This window comes from Rhodococcus sp. 7Tela_A2 (assembly GCF_049311045.1).
Taxonomy (GTDB): Bacteria; Actinomycetota; Actinomycetes; order Mycobacteriales; family Mycobacteriaceae; genus Rhodococcus.
In genome coordinates this window covers 1-20,950 of the sequence record NZ_JAXION010000050.1, presented here as the reverse complement: position 1 = coordinate 20,950, position 20,950 = coordinate 1, and the positions used below count along the sequence as shown (strand labels likewise).

The 20,950-nt window shown below is 67.9% G+C and carries 22 protein-coding genes; 10 read left to right on the top strand and 12 right to left on the bottom strand.

What is annotated here, in order from left to right; translation table 11 throughout:
- Positions 1-33: 33 nt before the first annotated feature.
- Together radA and TVH25_RS11435 are read right to left on the bottom strand one after the other, a co-directional pair.
- Positions 34-1,425: a DNA repair protein RadA gene (gene radA, locus TVH25_RS11440; protein ID WP_169622776.1), complete on the bottom strand. Its 1,392-nt coding sequence runs from the start codon at positions 1,423-1,425 to the stop codon at positions 34-36.
- Positions 1,426-1,507: 82 nt separating this feature from the next.
- Positions 1,508-2,122, bottom strand: a complete 615-nt coding sequence (locus tag TVH25_RS11435; protein ID WP_169622775.1) for a hypothetical protein — start codon at positions 2,120-2,122, stop codon at positions 1,508-1,510.
- Between the two features lie 275 nt (positions 2,123-2,397).
- Here TVH25_RS11435 and TVH25_RS11430 point away from each other — a divergent pair, with 275 nt between their 5' ends.
- Genes TVH25_RS11430 through rlmB form a run of 5 tightly spaced genes read left to right on the top strand, consistent with a single transcriptional unit; the run spans position 2,398 to position 6,486 of the window.
- Positions 2,398-2,886, top strand: a complete 489-nt coding sequence (locus TVH25_RS11430; RefSeq protein WP_072702544.1) for a CarD family transcriptional regulator — start codon at positions 2,398-2,400, stop codon at positions 2,884-2,886.
- A gap of 35 nt (positions 2,887-2,921) precedes the next feature.
- Complete coding sequence (ispD, locus tag TVH25_RS11425) at positions 2,922-3,629, top strand: 2-C-methyl-D-erythritol 4-phosphate cytidylyltransferase (protein ID WP_422424197.1); 708 nt, start codon at positions 2,922-2,924, stop codon at positions 3,627-3,629.
- Positions 3,630-3,635: 6 nt separating this feature from the next.
- Positions 3,636-4,112, top strand: a complete 477-nt coding sequence (ispF, locus tag TVH25_RS11420; RefSeq protein WP_169622773.1) for a 2-C-methyl-D-erythritol 2,4-cyclodiphosphate synthase — start codon at positions 3,636-3,638, stop codon at positions 4,110-4,112.
- Positions 4,113-4,123: 11 nt separating this feature from the next.
- Positions 4,124-5,518, top strand: a complete 1,395-nt coding sequence (gene cysS / locus TVH25_RS11415) for a cysteine--tRNA ligase (RefSeq protein ID WP_169653260.1) — start codon at positions 4,124-4,126, stop codon at positions 5,516-5,518.
- Positions 5,518-6,486: a 23S rRNA (guanosine(2251)-2'-O)-methyltransferase RlmB gene (gene rlmB, locus TVH25_RS11410; protein ID WP_169622771.1), complete on the top strand. Its 969-nt coding sequence runs from the start codon at positions 5,518-5,520 to the stop codon at positions 6,484-6,486. Before cysS ends, rlmB begins: the two co-directional genes overlap by 1 nt.
- Before the next feature lie 155 nt (positions 6,487-6,641).
- Here the strand turns inward: rlmB and TVH25_RS11405 are convergent, their stop codons facing one another.
- Positions 6,642-7,604, bottom strand: a complete 963-nt coding sequence (locus TVH25_RS11405; protein ID WP_169622770.1) for a lipase family alpha/beta hydrolase — start codon at positions 7,602-7,604, stop codon at positions 6,642-6,644.
- A gap of 191 nt (positions 7,605-7,795) precedes the next feature.
- On the opposite strand from TVH25_RS11405, the gene TVH25_RS11400 reads away from it, so the two are divergent.
- Together TVH25_RS11400 and TVH25_RS11395 are read left to right on the top strand one after the other, a co-directional pair.
- Positions 7,796-8,338: a hypothetical protein gene (locus tag TVH25_RS11400; RefSeq protein ID WP_240952728.1), complete on the top strand. Its 543-nt coding sequence runs from the start codon at positions 7,796-7,798 to the stop codon at positions 8,336-8,338.
- A gap of 10 nt (positions 8,339-8,348) precedes the next feature.
- Complete coding sequence (locus TVH25_RS11395; protein ID WP_422424196.1) at positions 8,349-9,392, top strand: alpha/beta hydrolase; 1,044 nt, start codon at positions 8,349-8,351, stop codon at positions 9,390-9,392.
- Between the two features lie 13 nt (positions 9,393-9,405).
- On the opposite strand, the gene TVH25_RS11390 is transcribed toward TVH25_RS11395, so the two are convergent.
- Positions 9,406-10,074, bottom strand: coding sequence for a TetR/AcrR family transcriptional regulator (locus tag TVH25_RS11390; protein ID WP_422424195.1), 669 nt, complete (start codon positions 10,072-10,074; stop codon positions 9,406-9,408).
- Positions 10,075-10,435: 361 nt separating this feature from the next.
- Here TVH25_RS11390 and TVH25_RS11385 point away from each other — a divergent pair, with 361 nt between their 5' ends.
- Complete coding sequence (locus tag TVH25_RS11385) at positions 10,436-11,566, top strand: ABC transporter permease (protein ID WP_206037361.1); 1,131 nt, start codon at positions 10,436-10,438, stop codon at positions 11,564-11,566.
- On the top strand, positions 11,563-12,249 hold the full coding sequence (locus TVH25_RS11380; RefSeq protein ID WP_169622767.1) for an ABC transporter ATP-binding protein: 687 nt from the start codon (positions 11,563-11,565) through the stop codon (positions 12,247-12,249). The genes TVH25_RS11385 and TVH25_RS11380 overlap by 4 nt, the downstream gene beginning before the upstream one ends.
- A gap of 29 nt (positions 12,250-12,278) precedes the next feature.
- On the opposite strand, the gene TVH25_RS11375 is transcribed toward TVH25_RS11380, so the two are convergent.
- From TVH25_RS11375 to TVH25_RS11340, 8 genes are all read right to left on the bottom strand, one after another.
- A complete protein-coding gene (locus TVH25_RS11375; RefSeq protein WP_422424194.1) occupies positions 12,279-13,142 on the bottom strand; it encodes a biotin-dependent carboxyltransferase family protein in 864 nt (287 codons plus the stop codon).
- Positions 13,143-13,167: 25 nt separating this feature from the next.
- Positions 13,168-13,830, bottom strand: coding sequence for a 5-oxoprolinase subunit B family protein (locus tag TVH25_RS11370; RefSeq protein WP_169622765.1), 663 nt, complete (start codon positions 13,828-13,830; stop codon positions 13,168-13,170).
- Positions 13,831-13,840: 10 nt separating this feature from the next.
- Positions 13,841-14,599 carry a LamB/YcsF family protein gene (locus tag TVH25_RS11365; RefSeq protein ID WP_169622764.1) on the bottom strand — a complete coding sequence of 253 codons (759 nt, stop codon included), beginning with the start codon at positions 14,597-14,599 and terminating at the stop codon, positions 13,841-13,843.
- A 74-nt stretch (positions 14,600-14,673) separates the two neighbouring features.
- Positions 14,674-16,272, bottom strand: a complete 1,599-nt coding sequence (locus TVH25_RS11360; protein WP_422424193.1) for a GMC oxidoreductase — start codon at positions 16,270-16,272, stop codon at positions 14,674-14,676.
- Positions 16,273-16,364: 92 nt separating this feature from the next.
- Positions 16,365-16,937: a TetR/AcrR family transcriptional regulator gene (locus tag TVH25_RS11355; protein ID WP_296551620.1), complete on the bottom strand. Its 573-nt coding sequence runs from the start codon at positions 16,935-16,937 to the stop codon at positions 16,365-16,367.
- Positions 16,938-16,962: 25 nt separating this feature from the next.
- Entirely contained in the window at positions 16,963-17,859 is an 897-nt protein-coding gene (locus TVH25_RS11350) for a metal ABC transporter permease (protein WP_169622761.1), read from the bottom strand.
- Positions 17,856-18,722: a metal ABC transporter ATP-binding protein gene (locus TVH25_RS11345; RefSeq protein WP_169622760.1), complete on the bottom strand. Its 867-nt coding sequence runs from the start codon at positions 18,720-18,722 to the stop codon at positions 17,856-17,858. The genes TVH25_RS11350 and TVH25_RS11345 overlap by 4 nt, the downstream gene beginning before the upstream one ends.
- A gap of 26 nt (positions 18,723-18,748) precedes the next feature.
- Positions 18,749-19,780, bottom strand: coding sequence for a metal ABC transporter solute-binding protein, Zn/Mn family (locus TVH25_RS11340; protein WP_422424191.1), 1,032 nt, complete (start codon positions 19,778-19,780; stop codon positions 18,749-18,751).
- A 155-nt stretch (positions 19,781-19,935) separates the two neighbouring features.
- Between TVH25_RS11340 and TVH25_RS11335 the strand changes: the two genes are divergently transcribed.
- On the top strand, positions 19,936-20,950 hold a 1,015-nt coding region (locus TVH25_RS11335), incomplete at its 3' end, for a substrate-binding domain-containing protein (RefSeq protein WP_422424190.1).

The window sequence follows — 20,950 nt, the reverse complement described above, 5'->3', positions numbered from 1 at the left end:
TGTTCGCACGGACGCCCGACAGGATCGCCGTTCTCAGCGCGACAGCGTCGACAATGCCTGTCCCACGTTCGTCACCTCGGTGGCTTTCATCCCCTTCGGGACACCTTCGACGCCGCGCGGGACCACTCCGCGGGTGAATCCCAGCCGGTTCGCCTCGGCGAGCCGGCGACCCGCGCCGGCGACGCGGCGCACTTCACCTGCCAGGCCGACTTCTCCGAGCAGCACGGTGCCGGCGGGCACCGGTTGATCCCGGACGGCCGACGCGACCGCGAGAGCCAGCGCGAGGTCGGCGGACGGATCGGTGATCCGCATGCCGCCCACCGTCGAGGCATAGACGTCGCAGTTGCCGAGCTTGCCCAGCCCGCAGCGACGCTCCAGCACGGCAAGCACCATCGCCACCCGGGCCGAGTCGAGTCCGCTCACGGCGCGGCGTGGCGACGGGTTGTGGGTGGGCACCACGAGCGCCTGCACCTCGCCGAGCAGCGGCCGCTTCCCGTCCATGGTGACGGTGACCGCCGTGCCCGGTACCGCTTCGTCGCGGTGCTGGAGGAACAGGCCGGACGGATCGCTGACGCCGACGATGCCGCTCTCGGTGAGTTCGAAACAGCCCACTTCGTCGGCGGCGCCGAATCGGTTCTTCACTCCGCGCACCATTCGGAGCGTCGAGTGCTTGTCGCCTTCGAAGTGCAGCACCACGTCGACGAGGTGCTCGAGGGACCTGGGACCGGCGACGGCGCCGTCCTTCGTGACGTGGCCGATCAGGAGCACGGGCACACCGCTGGACTTGGCGAGTGTGGTGAGGGCACTCGTCACCGCGCGCACCTGCGTGACGCCGCCGGTGACGCCGTCGACGTCGGCGGCGAGCATCGTCTGTACCGAGTCGACGACCAGCAGCGTGGGGCGTACCTGCTCGACGTGCCCGAAGATCGTGGCGAGGTCGGACTCGGCCGCGAGGTACACGCGGTCGTGCACCGCCCCGGTCCGGTCGGCGCGCAGCCGTACCTGCCCCGCCGATTCCTCGCCGGTGACGTAGAGCGCGCGCTCGTCGCTGCCGCGCTGGGCCCACCGATGGACCACTTCCAGGAGCAGCGTCGACTTGCCGACGCCGGGTTCTCCCGCGAGCAGCACGACCGAACCGGGAACTATTCCGCCGCCGAGGACGCGGTCGAGTTCGTCGACACCCGTGGACTTCGCGTAGGTGGCTTTTCCGTCGATCCGGGACAGCGGGGTGGCCGGGGTGGACGGCAGCACCGCGGCAGCGCCGGCGCGGGCGAGGGTGGTCCCGGCACGCGCAGCGACGGCCGTGGGTTGCGGAAGGGCCTCGTCCATCGACCCCCATGTTCCGCATTCCGGGCATCGGCCGACCCATTTCCCGACGGTGTGCGCGCAGTCGGAACAGCGGTAGAGCGACTTGGTTTTGACCACTGCCGGAGGATAGTGGCCCGCCCCGACAGAAAAGACCCGGGGCGGCCGTGCTCGACCGGGGTCTTTCGGAGTCTGGGTGCGGCTAGTGTGCCTCGCCGACAATCGGCGACATGTCGGACTCGTCGCGCGGGGTGATCGGTCCCGCGTCGATCGGCACGGAGACGGTGATGTCACCGGCCTCGGCGAAGGAGAAGGTCACCGGAACCGTCAGTCCCGGACGGACGAGTTCGTTCAGGCCGACCAGTTCGACGGTCGCGATGCTCGGCGCGTCGGGCGGGGTCTCCTGCGTCTGCGCCGGCTGCGGCGACTCGTCGAGGCGGGCGGTCTCGGTGGACTCACCGGCGATCACCGACGACTGGGGCGCGATCTCGATCTCTTCCGCATTCACGGACGACGCGAACTCGGTGGAGATGTCGGTGAGGACGTCCGGGGTGTAGGTATCGAGGTTCACCACCGTGAAACCGAGCAGTGCGGTGCCACCCGGTTCGATGCTGTACTCCTCGGAGTTCGGGTAGATCACGTGCACATTGCGCAGCGCGATAGATCCGACCTCGGCGTTGTTGCCGTTGATCGCCGCGACCTGAATGGCGGTCTGGCTGATCTGGCCGGCACCGCATGCCGACAGCGTGAGCGTCGCTCCGGCCGCCAGGGCGAGGGCGGTCACGACTCGCCGAGTCGGCGCTTTGAGAGCAGTCACGGGTTCCTCCATCGAGTAAGGCTCGCAATCCACTAGGCAGAGTAGTAGTCAGCGAGCGACCTGTGTACGGCGGGGCCGGAACTCGTAACTTTTGGTGTCGCCCCCGAAAGCCCGGACATGCCCACTCCCTAAGGGTGACACACGTCACATAAAGCACGGAACCGACTGCCTGTCAACCCCTGCGCTCACCTATCGATGCCCCTGACCTGCACCGTTGATGGGAGGACGGGGTAGTCACGTGTTAAACTCGGTGAATCGAAAGGGGCACGGGACACATGATTTTCAAGGTCGGAGACACCGTCGTATACCCCCACCACGGTGCGGCGCTGATCGAAGCTATCGAAACGCGCACCATCAAGGGTGAGCAGAAGGAATATCTGGTTCTGAAAGTCGCGCAGGGCGACCTCACAGTGCGAGTTCCTGCAGATAACGCAGAGTACGTCGGAGTGCGCGACGTTGTTGGACAAGAGGGCCTCGACAAGGTTTTTCAGGTGTTGCGCGCGCCGCACACCGAAGAGCCGACCAACTGGTCGCGGCGGTACAAGGCCAACCTCGAGAAGTTGGCCTCCGGCGACGTCAACAAGGTCGCGGAAGTTGTCCGCGACCTGTGGCGCCGGGAGCAGGACCGCGGCCTTTCCGCAGGTGAGAAGCGAATGCTTGCCAAGGCTCGTCAGATCCTGGTGGGCGAGCTCGCTCTCGCGGAGGGCACGGACGACGTCCGCGCCGCGAGCATGCTCGACGAGGTTCTCGCAGCCGCGTCCTGAGTGGCGAGCCGCGTGAAGAACCCCGAACACAGCAAGTGAACGATCGCAACGGGCCGGTCGTCGGAATCATTCCGGCGGCCGGCCGCGGCGTTCGTCTGGGCGAAGAACTGCCCAAGGCGTTCGTCGAACTGGATGGCCGGACCATGCTCGATCGAGCGGTCGAAGCGATGCTCGACTCCGGCGAGGTCGACCGCGTGGTTGTCGTCGTGCCGCCGGAACTTGCCGCGACCCCGCCGGCCGAACTGGTACGGCCCCCGTTTTCGGAACGGGTGCTCGTCGTCGCCGGAGGCGCCGAACGCGCCGATTCGGTGCGTGCCGGACTCGCCTGCGCGGGCGACGCGCGGTTCGTGCTCGTGCACGATGCGGCCCGGGTACTCACCCCGCCCGAGATGTTCACGCGGGTGGTGGCGGAACTGCGACGCGGAAGCGACGCGGTGATACCGGTGCTCCCCGTTACGGACACCATCAAGAGCGTCGATGCCGAAGGCGCTGTCACCGGAACACCCGACCGCCCGACCCAGCGCGCGGTACAGACACCGCAGGGTTTCGACGTCGCACTCCTTGCCCGCGCGAACACCGACGTCGGTGATGCCACCGACGACGCCGGACTCGTCGAGCGGCTCGGGGAACGAGTCGACACCGTCGCGGGCGATCCACTCGCCTTCAAGATCACTACCCCCTTGGACCTGGTCCTTGCGCGAGCACTGCTCACGGCCGGGGTTCGAACCGCAGAGGAGCGCTGAACCGTCGTGCGTGTCGGAATCGGAACGGACGTGCATCCCGTCGAGGCGGGTCGGCCGTGCTGGATGGCCGGACTGCTGTTCGAGGACGCCGACGGATGCTCGGGCCACTCGGACGGTGACGTCGCCGCGCACGCCCTGTGCGACGCGCTGCTGTCCGCGGCCGGTCTCGGCGACCTGGGAACAGTCTTCGGTACCGACCGTCCGGAGATGGCGGGCGCATCGGGCGCGGCCATGCTCGCCGAGGTGCGCAGGCTCCTGACGGAGGCGGGATGGACGATCGGCAACGCGGCGGTCCAGGTGGTGGGTAACCGTCCGAAGATCGGGCCGCGACGCGACGAGGCGCAGCGCGTGCTGTCCGACGTCCTGGGCGCTCCCGTGTCGGTGTCTGCGACGACCACGGACGGTCTGGGATTGACCGGACGAGGCGAGGGTGTGGCGGCGATCGCCACCGCGCTCGTCCTGCAGCAGAGCGACGACCGGTAGGATCGACGGTCGTGACCTTGCGCCTTTACGACACCGAAACGCGGGATGTGCGGGAATTCGTGCCGCTCGTCCCCGGCCATGCCTCGGTGTACCTGTGTGGTGCCACCGTTCAAGGCGAACCCCACATCGGCCATGTGCGCAGTGGTGTCGCCTTCGATGTTCTCCGCAGGTGGCTGACAGCCCAGGGCCTCGACGTCGCGTTTGTGAGAAACGTCACAGACATCGAGGACAAGATCCTCCGCAAGGCCGCGGAAGCCGGCCGTCCGTGGTGGGAATGGGCGGCGACCTTCGAGCGCGCGTTCAACCGGGCCTACGACGCGCTCGGTGTCCTTCCGCCGTCTATCGAGCCACGCGCCACCGGGCACGTCACGCAGATGGTCGACCTCATGGAACGACTCATCGCGGCGGGCCATGCGTACCCCTCCGACGGCAACGTCTACTTCGACGTGAAGAGCTATCCCGAGTACGGGTCGCTGTCCGGGCACAAGCTCGACGACGTGCACCAGGGTGAGAGCGCCGGGCTCGGCAAGCGCGACCCTCGCGACTTCACTCTGTGGAAGGCGGCGAAGCCGGGTGAGCCCTCGTGGCCCACTCCGTGGGGGCGCGGCCGTCCCGGATGGCACCTCGAATGCTCTGCGATGGCTACGTTCTATCTCGGTGGCACCTTCGACATTCATTGCGGCGGAATGGATCTTGTCTTTCCCCACCACGAGAACGAAATCGCTCAGGCTCGGGCGGCAGGCGACGGCTTCGCCCGGTACTGGCTGCACAACGGCTGGGTGACCATGGGCGGCGAGAAGATGTCCAAGTCGCTCGGCAACGTGCTCTCGGTCCCGAACGTGCTCACCAAGGTCCGGCCCCAGGAATTGCGGTACTACCTCGGCAGTGCGCACTACCGTTCGATGCTCGAGTACTCCGAGGCAGCGCTCCAGGAAGCGGCCGCCGCCTACCGGGGTCTCGAATCGTTCGTGCTCAAGACCCGCGATCGTGCGGGCGAGGTTCCGGTCGGTACGTGGACGGACGAATTCGCGCAGGCACTCGACGACGATCTCGGTGTGCCCAAGGCGCTCGCCGAGATCCACGGCCGGCGCAGCGAGGGCAACAAGGCACTCGACAACGGTGATCTCGATGAGGCCGTCCGGATCGCGTCGCAGGTGCGCGCGATGCTCGGAATTCTCGGAGTGGACCCACTCGATGCACACTGGAGTGACTCCACCGCCGACCGATCGGCGGCTCTGGAAGCGCTCGACGTGCTCGTCTCCGCGGATCTCGTCCGCAGGCAGAATGCGCGAGCAGACAAGAACTGGGCGATCGCCGACGAGGTGCGCGACCGGTTGACAGCGGCAGGTATCGAAGTGACCGATACGCCGAACGGACCCGAGTGGTCTCTGAAAGCAGGACAGTGATGGCAGGCAATTCCCAGCGCCGCGGCGCAATTCGTAAGGGCGGAACCAAGAAGGGGCAGGTCGTCGGCTCCGGCGGTCAGCGCCGTCGTGGTCTGGAACCGCGCGGTGCGACACCCAAGGCCGAGGATCGTCCGTACCACGCCGCCGCACGGCGATCCCGTGCTGCCGCGAAGGCGACCGATACCTCCCGTGGTGGCGGTCGGCGTCCGGCGGGCCGCAAGCCCGAGGACGGGCCGGAGATGGTGCTGGGCCGCAACCCCGTCGTCGAATGCCTGCGTGCCGAGGTTCCCGCGACCGCTCTGTACGTCGCGGTCGGAGCCGAAGCGGACGAGCGACTCAAGGAAGCCGTGCAGCGGGCCGCCGACATGGGCATCTCGATCCTCGAGGTGTCGCGCGCGGAACTCGACCGGCTGTCCACCAACGGAATGCACCAGGGCGTGGGTCTCCAGGTGCCGCCGTATCGGTACGTGCATCCCGACGACCTGATCACCCGCGCGAAAGAACTCCATGAGCGGCCGCTGCTGGTCGCGCTCGACAACATCTCGGATCCGCGCAACCTCGGTGCCGTCATCCGCTCGGTCGCGGCGTTCGGCGGACACGGCGTGGTCATCCCGCAGCGGCGTTCGGCGTCGGTGACCGCCGTGGCATGGCGGACCAGTGCGGGCGCGGCAGCACGACTGCCCGTCGCGCGCGCCACCAACCTGACCCGCACGCTCAAGGACTGGCAGGCGCAGGGTGTGCGTGTCGTCGGTCTCGACGCCGGCGGAGACACCACGCTCGACGAGTTCGACGGCACCGATCCGGTGGTCGTGGTGGTCGGCTCCGAGGGTAAGGGCTTGTCGCGTCTGGTCCGCGAAACCTGTGACGCCGTGTTGTCGATCCCGATGGCAGGCGATGTGGAATCGCTCAACGCGTCGGTGGCTGCGGGCGTCGTGCTCGCCGACATCGCCCGGCAGCGCCGCGCGTAGCGTCACCCGGCTTCGACACCGCGACCGCCGCTACCACGGCGGTCGCGGGCGGTTGTACCGCGCGGGGGCGGGGGGGGACCCTCCCCGGCACCGCGGCCCCGCAACGCCCCGCCCCCCCCCCCCCCCCCCCCCCCCCCCGGCCCCCCCCCTCGTTTCTACGGCGAGGGTGCGGTGGGTGACCATCCCGTGAACGGCGGCACCGATACGCACGGCACCGGGCGCGGGTTGTCCGGGTCGAGGGCGTTGAGGACGACCGCTGCCGCCACGGGGTCGTTGACGATGGCGACGTGTTCGGCCCAGTCCGCCTCGCAGTGGTCCTGCAGCACGAAGTTCGTGGCGTTGCCGGCTTCCCGGTAGCCGCTGGTGTGCGGAAGCACCAGTTCGTCGTATCGCGTGATGATGTTGGTGTACCGGACCTCGGGCGCGTAGACGCCGTCGGCGTGCAGATCCCGGAACCACTGGGAGCCGGCGAGCACCTGCGGGCATGCCCCGCAGCCCACGGTCGCGACGAGTTGTTCGAGTTCGTCACGCAGACCGGCCTGGCCGAACAACGAGAAGGTGGCTTCGAGCAGGAACGCGTGGCTGCCGTCCCACAGCGGCGCGAGGGAGATGTGGTCCCGGACCTTGGTGTTGCCGCCGAGACGGTTGAGGTAGTACGTGGGCATGAGGGTGCCTTGCGAATGGCCGACGAGGGCGACTTTCTCGGCCCCGGTCGCCTCCAGCACCTCGTCGACGAACACCGACAACTCGGCGGCGCTCTGTTCCATGGGTTTCAGGCCGCCGAATGCGTTCAGCGGCCACGGCAGGTCGGGATAGTTGCCGTATGTGAGCGCGAAGACGCAGTAGCCCTCGTTTGCAAGCAGTGGTGACAGGTAGGCCCAGTTGTCCTGTCGATTAGCGGCTGTTCCGTGTACGAGGATCACCGGGTCGGGGTGCTCGTCGGAGGGCTCACACGACCAGTCGTTGGAGCCGGGCGCCGACCCTCCCGGGTTCGCGAGTTCCATTCCGATGCCGTCGAGAAATGTCGGCGCGAGCGGGTACTGCTGAGCCCCAGTGTCTTCGGCGGATGCGACGCCGCTTCCCATGATCGTGCCCGCTGCCACGATCGCTGTACCCATGACTGCTGCCGTTATCCGACGCAACACGTCGCCACCTCTGTCTCCGCCACCGATGTCGCGAGAAAGTTAACAGAGATTCACATTTGTGACGAGGGTGATGTCTCGATTGGCCGGATTGTCTGCCCCGGATCGGTGTGGAAGCCCGCCGGACGGGGTAAAGAAGCACAACAGTCGACGTGGGGAGGCACCGTATGTACAGCGCTCGATTCGACGGTCGGTTCGAGGTTTCACCGCCTCTGAACGCCGGTGAGATCGAGTTCCTTCGCGCCTTCGCCGGTCCCGCGAGCGGGCCGCACAATGCGGGACGGGACGGTCTGCCGACGCGGGGTCGTCCGATGTCGTGGTGCCAGTGGACTCCCACGGACGACGGATCGGCTCTGGTGTGGGACGGCGACGAGCACTTCTTCCGGCACGCCGAATGGCTCGCCTATCTGATCGATTCGTTCCTGTCGCCGCGTGCCCGTATGCGGCGGGTGCTGAGGGGACGCCGCGACCGGTTCCCGGAGGTGTTGTCGCACTTCACGTTCGACCATGTCGTCGACGGCGTCGTCTCGGTTCAGTCGAGTTCGGGAGAAGAGGAATGGATCACGGTGCGTGACAACGTCGTCCAGAGTGTCGCGCAGGTAGGCGGCCGTTTCCGGTCCGAGGCCACCCGTCCCGTGCAGGGTCTGTGCCTCAGTGCGCTCCACCGCTCGGAGCGCGCCACCGTTCCGGAAGCGACCGCGGTCCTCTAGTGTTGCGGCCGTGGCCGCTCCGCTCCCGTTCCGTACCAAGCTGTTCGCCCTCGTGGAGGGCCTCACCGGCGCGTCCATCGCGGACGAACCGCCCGAGGCGGTCCCCGCGCGACGCGCACGCCGGACGAAGCTGTTGTCCTCGCGCGTCGGGCGATGGGTCGCCGGCCGGCCACACCGTGCCGCGCACATCGTCGACCGCACGGTCGAGTTGCAGCCCGCCGAGATCGCCGGACTCGAATCCGCCACCGAGTCGGTTACGTTGCGCCTGCGCATCTACCGGCCGTCGGGTTCGGCGCCCGGTCCTCTCCCCGTCGTAGTGCTCTTCCACGGCGGAGGCTGGGTGCTCGGTGAGCCCGAGCAGGACGAGTGGTGGGCGAGCCACATGGCTGCGGAGTCTCCGTGCGTCGTCGTGTCTGTCGATTACCGGCTTGCGCCCGAAAACCCGTATCCGGCGGCGGTATTCGACTGCTGGTCGTCTCTGCTGTGGGTGGTCGAGCATGCTGCCGAACTCGGCGTGGACGGGACGAGGGTGGTGGTGGCCGGGGACAGTGCCGGCGGCAATCTCGCCGCGGTCGTCGCGGATCTCGCCGCGCAGTCCGGCCTCTCCGCACTGGTCGGACAGGTGCTCGTCTATCCGGGCACCGAGATGGAAGAGGTATTTCCCTCCGAGCGCGAGCACGCCGATGCGCCCGTCCTGACCTCCCGCGGTATGCGCGCGTTCGTCCGCTTGTACCTCGACGGCGCAGATCCGTACGCGCCCACGGCGGCACCGTTGCGCGGCAGTCTCGCCGGCGCCACGATTCCTGCGCTCATCCAGGTCGCCGGGCACGATCCGCTGCGCGACAACGGCGTGTTCTATGCGGATGCGCTGCGCGAGAAGGGCGGCGACGTGACCCTGACGGAGTACGAGAACGCAGTCCACGGGTACCTCAGCCTGCCCGGCGTCTCGCCTCCCGCACGCCGCGCCCTCGCTCAGACGATCGAGTTCGTACGGCGTGTCACGAATCCGGAGATCTCGGGGGAACCCGGTTCCCAGGCTCGATCGGACGCCTGAGAGCCGTCTCCGATCAGGACTCGGACGACAGGTTCTCCTCGCCCGCGTCGCAGATCGCCGCACAGCCGGGTTCGGCGTGCGGGTCACGGTCGAGGGCGCCCACGGCCCCCATCACGAACGGAACCACCATCGAGATCACCTCGTCGACCGGCCCGCCGTCGGCCAGCACCTGGCGGTGGGGGTCCAGGCAGCCCAGGATGCACCGGCTCGCGGACCGTGCGTCGATCAGCCGGAACACTCCCGACTTCTCGCCCTCGACGAGGATCCGGTAGACCACGTCCTCGAGTTCGTTGAGTTGCGAGGTGAACTCCAGCTTGGTCGCATTCGGGATCAGGCTCATCACGGGCGGTGTCACGGGGTGGGGCCCGGCGAATTCGAGGAGAACCAGCTCGACGACGGTCTCGAGCATGTCGCGGGGATCGTCCATCCCGGCGAGCTTGCGCGTGAGCAGATCGAGAAACCGCTCGATTTCGTGGGCAGACCACGCGAGGAGCATCTCGGATTTGTCGGCGTAGTAGTTGTAGATCACCGTGCGGGTCAGGCCGGCTTGCGAGGCGACGGCTTTCACCGATGCGCCGTCCCATCCCTCGCGGGCCAGCACCTCGGCGAAAGCGCTGAGGATGCGGGTGCGAGTGGCGGATTTGTGCTCGGCCACGGTGTGCCCGGCGTTCAGGATAGGCACGTATTGCTCCGGGATCGGATCGGGGACTTGTGACCGATCGAAGGGTACACCCCGACGGATCGAGCGCGCCGAAAGTGCGTCGGCTCGGATGCCTTCGGGGGGCCCGAGCGCGTCTCGAACCATGATGTTGACGACATGTCGTCATCAAATTTCAGGCCCGGCCGGCCGCCGACAAGATCAGTGATAAGCGCAGGTAGAGGGCGGTTTCTGGCGCGTTTCGAGGTCGGGAAACTACCCATTGTCGTAGGTAAACCTTAGTGGTAATGCAACTCATCCTCTGTTGAAATCGGAGAAGTGAGTCCCGTGCCCGCCTACCTCATCCCAGGTGCCTTCGCCTGAGCGATCCTTTCCAGGAGCCCCTATGTTTCTTGCAGTGCGTGAACTGGTGTTCGCGCGTACACGTGTTCTGCTGATGGCATCCGTCATCGCCCTGATCTCGGTTCTGATGGTCATCCTCTCGGGCCTGTCCTCCGGACTCGTCGACGACGGAGTCTCGGGCCTTCAGCGGACGCCCGCCCAGGCGTTCGCCTTCCAGGAGGGCACGAAGACGGACTCCGCATTCTCGCGGTCCGTCGTCACCGAAGAGCAGGCGGCGGCATGGGCTGCCCAGCCCGGCGTCGAGCACGCCGAGCTGATGGGCAACGCCATCGTCAACGCGCACACCGGCGGCGGCATGGCGATCGACCTGACACTCTTCGGCATTGTGCCGGGCTCCTTCCTCGAGCCCACCGCAGGCGAAGGCACACAGCTGAGCGGGCCGAGAGACATCATCCTCAGCGAGACCGCTCGTGACGAAGGTGTCGCTGTCGGCGACACCGTGACGGTCGACCGGCTCGGGACGGAAATGACCGTCGTCGGGTTCACGGAGGACAAGCGCACCTTCGGCCACGTCGACATCGCGTACGTGCCGCTGGCAACCTGGCAGGAAATCAACGCGGGCACGCTCGAAGGCGCCGCCACCGAACCGCGGGCGTACACGGAGGCGAGTGTCGTCGCGATCCAGGGAACGGACGGCTCCCTTCCCGACCTGGCCGCCGGTGACGCCGCAGCAGGCACTGCGAGCAAGACCGTCGAGGAGTCGTTCGACTCCTCCCCGGGTTACTCCGCGGAGACGATGACGATGTCCATGATCATCGCGTTCCTCTACGCGATTTCGGCACTGGTCGTCGGTGCGTTCTTCAGCATCTGGACCGTCCAGCGGCTGCGTGAACTCGCGGTCCTCCGCGCGATGGGTGCGTCCACCGGATATCTGATGCGCGACAGCATCATCCAGGCAGCCCTGATTCTCGTCGTGTCCGTCGCCTTCGGTGTCCTCGTCGGCCTCGGCCTCGGCTCCGGACTCGAAGGAACGGGCATGCCGTTCTCGCTCCAAACGGGCCCGATTCTGCAAGGCGCACTGTTGCTGATCGTGCTCGGCCTCATCGGGGCCGGACTCGCGATCGTGCGAATCACCCGTATCAACCCCCTGACGGCACTGGGAGAGAATCGATGAGCGCCCTCACCACCACCACGGGCCTGAGCCTGCGGAATGTCGGCCTGCAGTTCGGCGACGGCGACAGCACCGTCACCGCACTCGACGACGTGAACCTCGAAGTCGCCCCCGGCGAACTGGTCGCGATCGTCGGTCCGTCCGGCGCGGGCAAATCCAGTCTCCTGGCCGTGGCCGGAGGACTGATTCATCCCACCACCGGCACGGTTGTGCTGCGGGACGTCGACCTGACCGCCACACCGCGTCGTCAGCTCGCCGAAATCCGCCGCAATCAAATCGGATTCGTGTTCCAGTCCTCGAATCTGCTGCCGGCACTGACCGCGCTCGACCAGCTGCGATTGATGTCGACGATCACGGGACGGCCCGGGCGTGACCCCCACGAGCTCCTCGAATCCGTCGGCATGACCCACCGCGCGAACAAGCGTCCGGGCCAGCTGTCCGGTGGCGAACGCCAGCGCGTGGGTATCGCTCGCGCCCTGGTCACCGAACCCGCCGTGTTGCTCGTCGACGAGCCCACCGCGGCGCTGGACCGTGCTCGGAGCCACGACGTCGTGCAGCTTCTGGCGGACGAGACCCATAGTGCCGGGGTCGCCACGATCATGGTCACGCACGACCACGACGTGCTCGTGCACTGCGATCGCGTACTGGAAATGATCGACGGCAGGCTGTCGCCTCTCTCCGAGTGACGTCGCCGACGACACAGCATGCGGCCGGGCTACCGGGTGACGGAGAACCGCACCCGGTGGCCCGGCCGCAACTGTGCTGCGAGGGGGAGATCGGCGCGTGCCACCACTGCGATCACCGGGTATCCACCCGTGACGGGATGGTCGGCGAGGAACAGCACCGGATGTCCCTCGGGGGGTACCTGTAGTGCTCCGGGAACCATCCCCTCGCTCGGAAGTTCGGCTCGCCGCGACCGGTGGAGCGGTCCGGTGCCCCGCAGCCTGATGCCGATCCGGTCGAGCCGGGGCGTCACCGCCCAGCGTTCCCGCAGCAGGGCGCGCACGGAGGCCGGCGTGAACCAGTCGTCGCGCGGGCCGAGGCGCACCCCCATTTCCACCGGATCGCCCAGGTCGGCGGGCGGGGGGAACTGTTCTTCGACAGGCAGGGCGTCGGCGAGTGCGCCCACCGGTAGACGATCACCTGCCCGAACGGGCGCGGGACCGGTGTTCGACAGCGTGTCGGTGGCCCGGCTCCCGAGCACCTCGGGAACATCGATGCCTCCGCGGACAGCCAGGTAGGACCGCAGTCCGATCGACGGTGGCCGGATCGCCAGCACATCGTCGTTGCTCAGGTGAATCCGCGACCAGTCACCCCGTGGCCGCTCGTTCACGGTGACCTCGGCACGCGCCCCGGTCACCGCCACGATCATCGCGCCGACGCTCCGCACGACGAGCCCGCCGGCCGTGACCTCGAGGGTGGCGGCGCCGGGGTGGTTGCCCACCAACCGGTTCGCCGCATCGTGCGCCGTCCGGTCGGCAGCGCCGGACGTGGTCAGTCCGGTTCCGCCGTGGCCGGGGCGACCGCGATCCTGGACTGTCGTGAGAACGCCGGGGGAGACAACCTCGAACCACGCCACCGCCCCAGTCTCGCGCACGGCGCCGTCACCCATCCGTGCGTCGGATGTCGGGCGCCGACGACTCTGTCACCAGCGGATGCCGCACCGGCCGGAACCGGACGCGGACACCGGGCCGGAGCAACGCAGCAGGGATCCGATCCGGTTGCCACAGTTCGGCATCGGTCGTCCCGATCAGCTGCCATCCTCCCGGTGACTGCCGGGGGTAGATCCCGGAGAACTCGCCGGCCAGCCCCACGGCTCCGGCCGGAACCGCGACACGCGGCGACTCGCGCCGGGGAACCTGCAGACGATCGTCACCTCCGGTGAGGTACGCGAATCCGGGAGCGAACCCGCCGAAGGCGACGGTCCAGGCCCGGTCCGTGTGTGCCGAGATCACGCCGTCCGCACCCAGTCCGGTCCTCTCTCCGACCTCCGTGAGATCGGGGCCGTCGTACCGGACATCGATCACGATCTCGTCGGCGACGAGGGTGTCCGCATCTACCGGTGGGGTCTCGGCGATCCATCGGCGCACGGTGTCTCCGCGAATCTCCCGGGGTTCGAAGCGAACCAGCACCGTACGGGCGGCGGGAACGAGGTCGACGACGCCGTGCGGCCGGTCCGCGTCGAGCGCCCGGTAGTGCGCGAGCACGTCGTCGAGCGATGCGAACTCGGCGAGCAGCGCGGCGTCTCCGTTCGGCAGGATCCTCATCGATCGTCCCTCACACGAATGCTTCGATACCGATGCTCTCGGCGTCGAGCAGAGCACGTACGGCAATTGCCATCGCGGTGGCGCCGGGGGAGTCGCCGTGAATGCACACCGACCGAGCGGTGACGGGCACGTCACTGCCGTCGAGTGCCGTCACCACACCTTCCGTCACCATGCGCAGCACGCGTCGCGCCACCGTGTCCGGGTCGTGGAGGATCGCATCGGGTTCGTGCCGGGAGACGAGTGTGCCCTCGGGTGTGTACGCGCGATCGGCGAACGCCTCGCTGACCACCGGCAGTCCCGCGCGTTCGGCCTCGTCGAGAAGCACCGACCCCGGCAGGCCGAGAACCGGCAGCGAGTCGTCGTACGCGCACACCGCAGCGACCACCGCACGAGCCTGCTCGCGATGGTGCACCACCGCGTTGTACAGCGCGCCGTGCGGTTTGACGTAACTGACGGACGAACCCGCAACCCGCGCGAGGCCCTCCAGAGCGCCGATCTGGTAGATCACTTCGGCGGTGAGTTCGGCCGGCGTCACATCGATGAACCTCCGGCCGAAGCCGGCGAGATCCTGATATCCCACCTGCGCGCCGATCCGCACGTCGCGTTCTGCGGCGGCCCGGCAGGTGTCGAGCAACGTCGAGGGGTCGCCCGCATGGAACCCGCAGGCGATGTTCGCGCTCGAGACGAGTCCGAGCATCGTCTCGTCGTCGCCGAGCCGCCACTGGCCGTAGCTTTCACCGAGGTCGCTGTTGAGGTCGATGCGAGGCACGAGACAAGTCTAGGGCCGGTGGGGCCGCAACCGGCCCGCGCTCTCCCGCGATGCTCTTTCGAGCGGAAGTGCTGTCAGAAGACGACGCCCACGTCGCGCGCGACGATGTCGTCGAGGGCTCGCTCGACAACTGCGGCGATCGTCATCGACGGGTTGCAGGCCGCCGTGTTGCCGGGCATGAGTGCCCCGTCGAGTACATACAGGCCGCGCTGCCCGAGCACCCGCCCGTCGAGATCGCAGACGGTTCCCATACTCGCTCCGCCGAGGGGGTGCCAGGTGGACGGGACAACGGTGTTCGTGTCCGTCAGGATGTCGTTCGGCCCGGCGATCTTGCGGGCGGCAGGATCGATGTGATCGTTCTGGATGGCTGCGTCGCCGTCTGTGGGCCACCGCAGAATCGCATCGTCGCGGCCGGAGTCGTAGTCGAAATGTCCTCGGCCCGCGCTGACGCCGAAACCGACCATGACCGTGCTGCGGGTGTCGAGTCCGTACGCGGAGGGGATGGACGCCTGGATGACGGTGAACGCGTTGTTCGGGTCGTCCCAGTTCTTGCTGCCGTACACGACCGGGCCGCCCTGCACTGCGCCGAAGCTGTCTTCCAGACTGGTCCAGAGGTAGATGCGGTCCGCGTTCGACCCCCACCCGCCGCCGAGTTCGTCGGGCATGTCGGTGATCCGGCCGTGCGCCGATGCGCGCACGAGAAGGCGGGTCGTGTTGAGACTGCCCGCGGACAGTACGAGGGCGTCGGTGGTGAGGATCTTGTTCTCGACCACCGCGCCGGTGGTGTCGATCCGGTCGACGTGCACGGTCCATCGCCCGTCGGCGGCGCGCGCGACGTCGGTTACCTCGTGGAGCGTCTCCACCGTCACCAGGCCGGTCTGCTCGGCTGCGGCGATGTAGGTGACATCGACCGAATGCTTGCCACCGTTGTTGACACCCAGTGCGCCGGACCCGTCGGTATACGACGGCCGCATCTCGCCGCGAAGTTCGGCCAGTGCGTAGTCCCAGTCGATCGGCATCGGGATCTTGTCGAGCGGTAGGCCCGCTCGTGTGACGCGCTCGGCGAAGATCCGGGAGGTCTTGTAGTGAGGGCTCGCCACCAGTTCGTCGGGTGCGACGGCAAGCTTCAGCATGCGCGCGACTCGCGGATAGTGCACGCGGTCCAGGGTGGCCCAGTCGAGTTCGTTCGGGAGGTTCGCTTCGAACACGGACTCGCTGGGCTGCAACGACATCCCCTGATACAGGAGCGACCCGCCCCCGACGCCGGCTGCGCACAGGGCAGTCATGTTCTCACCGGCGACCGCCTCGACGAGACCGGTGTACGGCTCGAACACATGCGTGCGGCCGAACAGTTCGGGATTCGACCGGTGCCACAGAATCCGCTTGTCGGGTGCGTCGATTCGCGGAAAGGTCGTCGAATTCGGTCCGGTGGGCCACCGTATTCCGCGTTCGAGGACTGTGACGCGCACGCCGGCCTGTGCGAGCCGTAGCGCCGTCACGCCACCTCCGAACCCGGATCCGACGACGACGACGCGGTGTTCTTCCCGCGTGAGAGGGACCCTGTTCACGCGCGCTGCGATGCCCGGTGCGGCCGGGGCGACCCCAGCGCCTGCGAGCGACAATCCGGCGACTGCGGCTCCGGCGAAAAAAGCCCGGCGTGTGACGTGCGGCAAGTGATCCCCCCGGATGGTTGCGTCGGCCTCGGGGGTCTTCGGACAGCCGGCCCCGGAGGCGTCGCAAAACTAGACACTCTGGGGCCATAGTGTCAAGATCCCGGTCCTGCTTCGGGCCGGGTATGTGACAGCGCCGGCCCGAGCCACCGGGTCAGGAAGCGTCTGAGTTCGTCGTCGGAGTGCACCGCCTCGTCGTCGAACAGCACTACGGACAACCCCAGAAAGAGCGAGATCTCGATGATGTCCTCGAGTTGTGATTCCACCTCGGGGTGCCGGGTAACGAGCGGCGCGAACAGGGTGCGCGCGACCGGCTTTGCCCGCGCGACCATGCCGTTGTCGAACACCGGGTTCTCTCGTTCGGAGCGCAGCAACGCGGCCAGGATGGCGTTGTCGCGCACGACGGTCCGGCTCGCGACGATGAGTTCGACGACGTAGTCGGCGGGGGTTGCGATATGTCGGAGACGCGTGTGGATCCCCGCGAGTGCCTCCACCGCCACTCCCGCGACGGCCTGGGACACAAGTTCTTCCCGGGACCCGAAGATCGAGTACACGGTCTGCCGGGACACCCCGGCAGCGTGTGCCGCGCCGGCGATGGTCACGCCTTCGAAGCCGACCTCCCCGATCAGTTCGACGGTGGCGTGCAGAATCTTGTTACGGGACCGCATCGGACGATTGTCCGCTACCGGGTCGTCAGTGCCGGACGGTGCTCGCGGACGGAGTGCGGCCGACGCCCCGCCGCCTGCGCGAGGACCCGACAATCCGGCACACCAGGTAGATGACGAACGCGATGGTCGTGATGAAGCTGGACACGGGGACTCCGGGCGCGAGCGCGAGGAGGATTCCTCCCACCGCGGCGATCTCCGCGAAGATCACCGACAGCACGGTTGCGGCGAGTGGTCCGCTCACGACTCGGGAGGCGGCAGCGGCCGGTGTGATGAGCAGCGCCATCACGAGCAGGGCGCCGACGATCTGCACGCCGAGGGCCGCGGTGACTCCGACGAGCACGGCGAAGACGATCGACAGCGCCCGGACCGGCACGCCTCGCGCGGCGGCGACTTCGGGGTCGGTGCTCGCGAACAGCAGCGGACGGTAGATGAAGATCAGGGTGCCGATGACTACGACCGCGCACGTCGCGAGCAGAGTGATGCCCGTTCCTCCCGGCGCCACGATCTGACCGGTCAGCAGTGAGAACGCCGCGCCGGTGCGGCCGTCGTACGCCCAGAGCAGCAGCACGGCCAGTCCGAGGCCGAACGCCATGACCACACCGATCACGGAGTCTCGTTCGCGCGCGCGGGTTCCCAGGATGCCGAACAGGATCGCGGCGATCACCGCGCCCACCACGGCCCCGAGCCCGACGGAGACGCCGAGAAGCAGAGCGGCGGCCGCACCGGTCAGGGACAACTCGGAGGTGCCGTGCACCGAGAACGCCATCTGCCGGCTGATGATCAACGGGCCGATGATCCCGGCGAGGAGACCGAGGATGGCACCGGCGACGAGGGCCTGCTGGACGAAGTCGTACTGCAGGAGGTCGGCGGTGGTGTCGAAGTCGAACAGCCGTCCCATGGCGTCGGTGAACTTGCTGCTCATGCGTCGTCCTCGTGTTCGTGATGGTGAACGCCCTCGCCGGGACGCAGACCGCCGGCGCTGCCGAGCGCGTCGATGGCGTCCCCGGTACCGATGACGACGAGGCGCCCACGCACCTCGAGGACCTCCACGTCGGTGCGGTAGAGCTCCGAAAGAACCTCCGAGGTCATGACTTCGGAGGGCGTCCCGATGCGGAACTGACCGTCCACGAGATAGAGCACGCGATCGACGAGAGGGAGGATCGGATTGATTTCGTGCGTGACGAACAGGACGGCAGTGTTGTGATCGCGACGGCGCCGGTCGATGAGCGACGAGACGAGGTGCTGGTTGGCGAGGTCGAGGCTGAGCAACGGCTCGTCGCACAGCAGGACGTGGGGATCGCCGACCAGCGCCTGCGCGATACGCAGACGTTGTTGCTCGCCTCCCGACAGGGCGCCGATGGGAGCCCCGGCGTATGCCTCGGCTCCTACCTGGGCGAGTGCCGCGTCCACCGCGACTTTCCGCTGCTTCCAGAAACGGATCCCGGTGCCCCAGCGGTGACCGTCTACGCCGAGACCCACCAGGTCGCGCCCGCGCAGGGGGACACCCTCGTCGAGGGTCTTCTGCTGCGGCACGTAGCCCAGATGCGAATTACCGGCACGCACCGGCGATCCCGCGATGGTCGCGGTTCCGCCGCTGAGCGGCAACTGGCCGAGGAGGACTTTCAGCAGGGAGGTCTTGCCCGCCCCGTTCGGTCCGAGGACGGCCACGAACTCACCCGGTTCGATGGTGAGATCGAGATCGTCCCAGAGCACACGATCGCCGAATGCCAGCCGCGCGCCGCGGAGTTCGACCGCGTGGGCGCGGTCGGGTGTCGAAGAATTCACCGGAGTCCGTGTTCTCGAGCGGGTGGTCAGGATTCGGTGTCGAGTGCGGAAGCGAGCGCCTCGGCTGTCCTGGTCTGCCACTGAATGTAGTCGACACCGTCGGGCAGGGTTTCGGAAACTTCGACGACAGGAATACCCGACGCCTCTGCTGCCGCGCGCATCTCACGGCTCACCTTGTCCTCGGTCTGCGGGTTGTACAGCAGTGCGCGGACCTGCTTGTCGAGGAGCAATTGCCGGGTGGCCGCGATGGCGACGGGCGACGGGTCGGTGCCGTTCTCGATCGCATTCGCGAAGTCTGCGGGTACCTCGTCGCGGAGTCCGGCCGCGGTCACCAGATAGGTCGCGATGGATTCGGTCTGCGCGATCGGTGCGTCGGGATGCGCTTCGGCGATCGAGGCCACGCGATCGGCGACGGCGTGCAGATTGTCGTGGAACGCCGCGGCATTGGCTTCGTAAGTGGCGGCACCCTCCGGATCGAGTTCCGCAAGGCGATCGGCGACGGCGTGGGGGGCGCCCCCCGGGGGGGGGGGCGGGAGGTCGTACCAGACGTGCTCGTTGACGCCGCTGTGGTCGTGCCCGTCGTGCGAGTGACCCGTGCTGCCCGCTGTGTCGTCGGTACCGGCGTCGTGGGTGTCGTGGGTGTCGTGGGTGTCCTCGTGGTCGTGGCCGGCGTGCAGATCGGATCCTTCGCCGGATTCGAAGAGCGCGAACGCCTCGACGGTCGCGGGGTCGCCGCTACCGGACTCGAGGATGTCCTCGACGAACTGGTCGTATCCACCACCGTTGTAGACGACGAGCGACGCGTCGCTGATCGCCGCGGCGTCGAGCGGGCTCGCCTCGTAGGAATGCGGGTCGGCCGACGGTTCGGTGATGAGGGACTCGACCTCGATACGGTCGCCGGCCACGGCCTGGGCGACGGAGCCCCACACGTTGGTGGAGGCGACTACGCGCAGGGTGTCCTCGTCATCGGATCCGGTGGTGGCGGACCCGCACGCGGCCAAGGTGGTCACGCAAGCCACGGCGGCGGCCGCGAGCGCGGTACGGGAGGACAAACGCACTGTGGTCTTCTCCTGAATCGAGAGTCGACGAACGGCCCCGGAGGCACGCCCAATCGTTATTGGTAATCGTTACCGTTCCACTTTAGCGGGTCGGGAAGGCGAATTACGCCGTCCCCGCGTCGCCGTGACGAGACCCACAGGACTACGGTCCCCTCATGCCCAGGTCCCGTCAGCCCCGCCGACAGGCGACGCTGGCCTCGATCGCTGCCGAACTGAAGATCTCCCGCACCACGGTGTCGAACGCGTACAACCGGCCCGATCAGCTGTCCGCGGAGCTACGCCAGCGTGTGCTCGATGTGGCCAAGCGCCGTGGGTACGCCGGCCCGGATCCGATGGCGCGGTCCCTGCGCACCCGCAAGGCCGGTGCTGTGGGCGTCCTTCTCACCGAGGCGCTGAGCTACTCGTTCCGGGACCCCGCCGCCATGCGATTTCTGTCCGGGCTGTCGGAGGCCTGCGAGGCAGCCGGACAAGGTCTGCTGCTCATCCCCGCCGGTCCCGGACGCGCCGACACCGAAGCCGCGCAGGTCGTGCACCGGTCGTCGGTGGACGGGTTCGTCGTCTACTCCGTACCGCCCGAAGATCCGTACCTGGCTGCGGTGCTCGAACGGAATCTGCCGATCGTCGCCTGTGACCAGCCGCGCGGTTTCGAGCACACCCCTGTCGTGGGCATCGACGACCGGGGCGCGATGCGGGATCTCGCCGCACATCTCATCGGACTCGGCCACCGGCACATCGGCATCGTGTCCATGCGACTCGGGCGCGAGCGCCACGACGGTGTCGTCGATCTGTCGACCCTCGACAGCAGCGGATTCCACGTGCAGCGCGAGCGCATCCTCGGAGTGCAGGACGCGATGCGGGCGGGCGGGCTGGACCCGGCCTCGCTCACTGTCGTCGAGCGCTACACGCACACCTCGGAAAACGGGTTGTCGGGTGCGGCGCAGATCATGAGCGTCAATCCCCGGATCACCGCACTGATGTGCACGACCGACGTTCTCGCGCTCGGCGCCCTGGCGTGGGCCGACCAGACGGGACTCGATGTGCCGGGCCACCTGTCGATCACCGGCTTCGACGGGATCGACGAAGCGCTGCGCGAAGGACTCACCACGGTGCGTCAGCCCCAGAAGGACAAGGGGCGGGGGGGGGGGGGGGGGGCGGGGCGGGGCGCCGCCC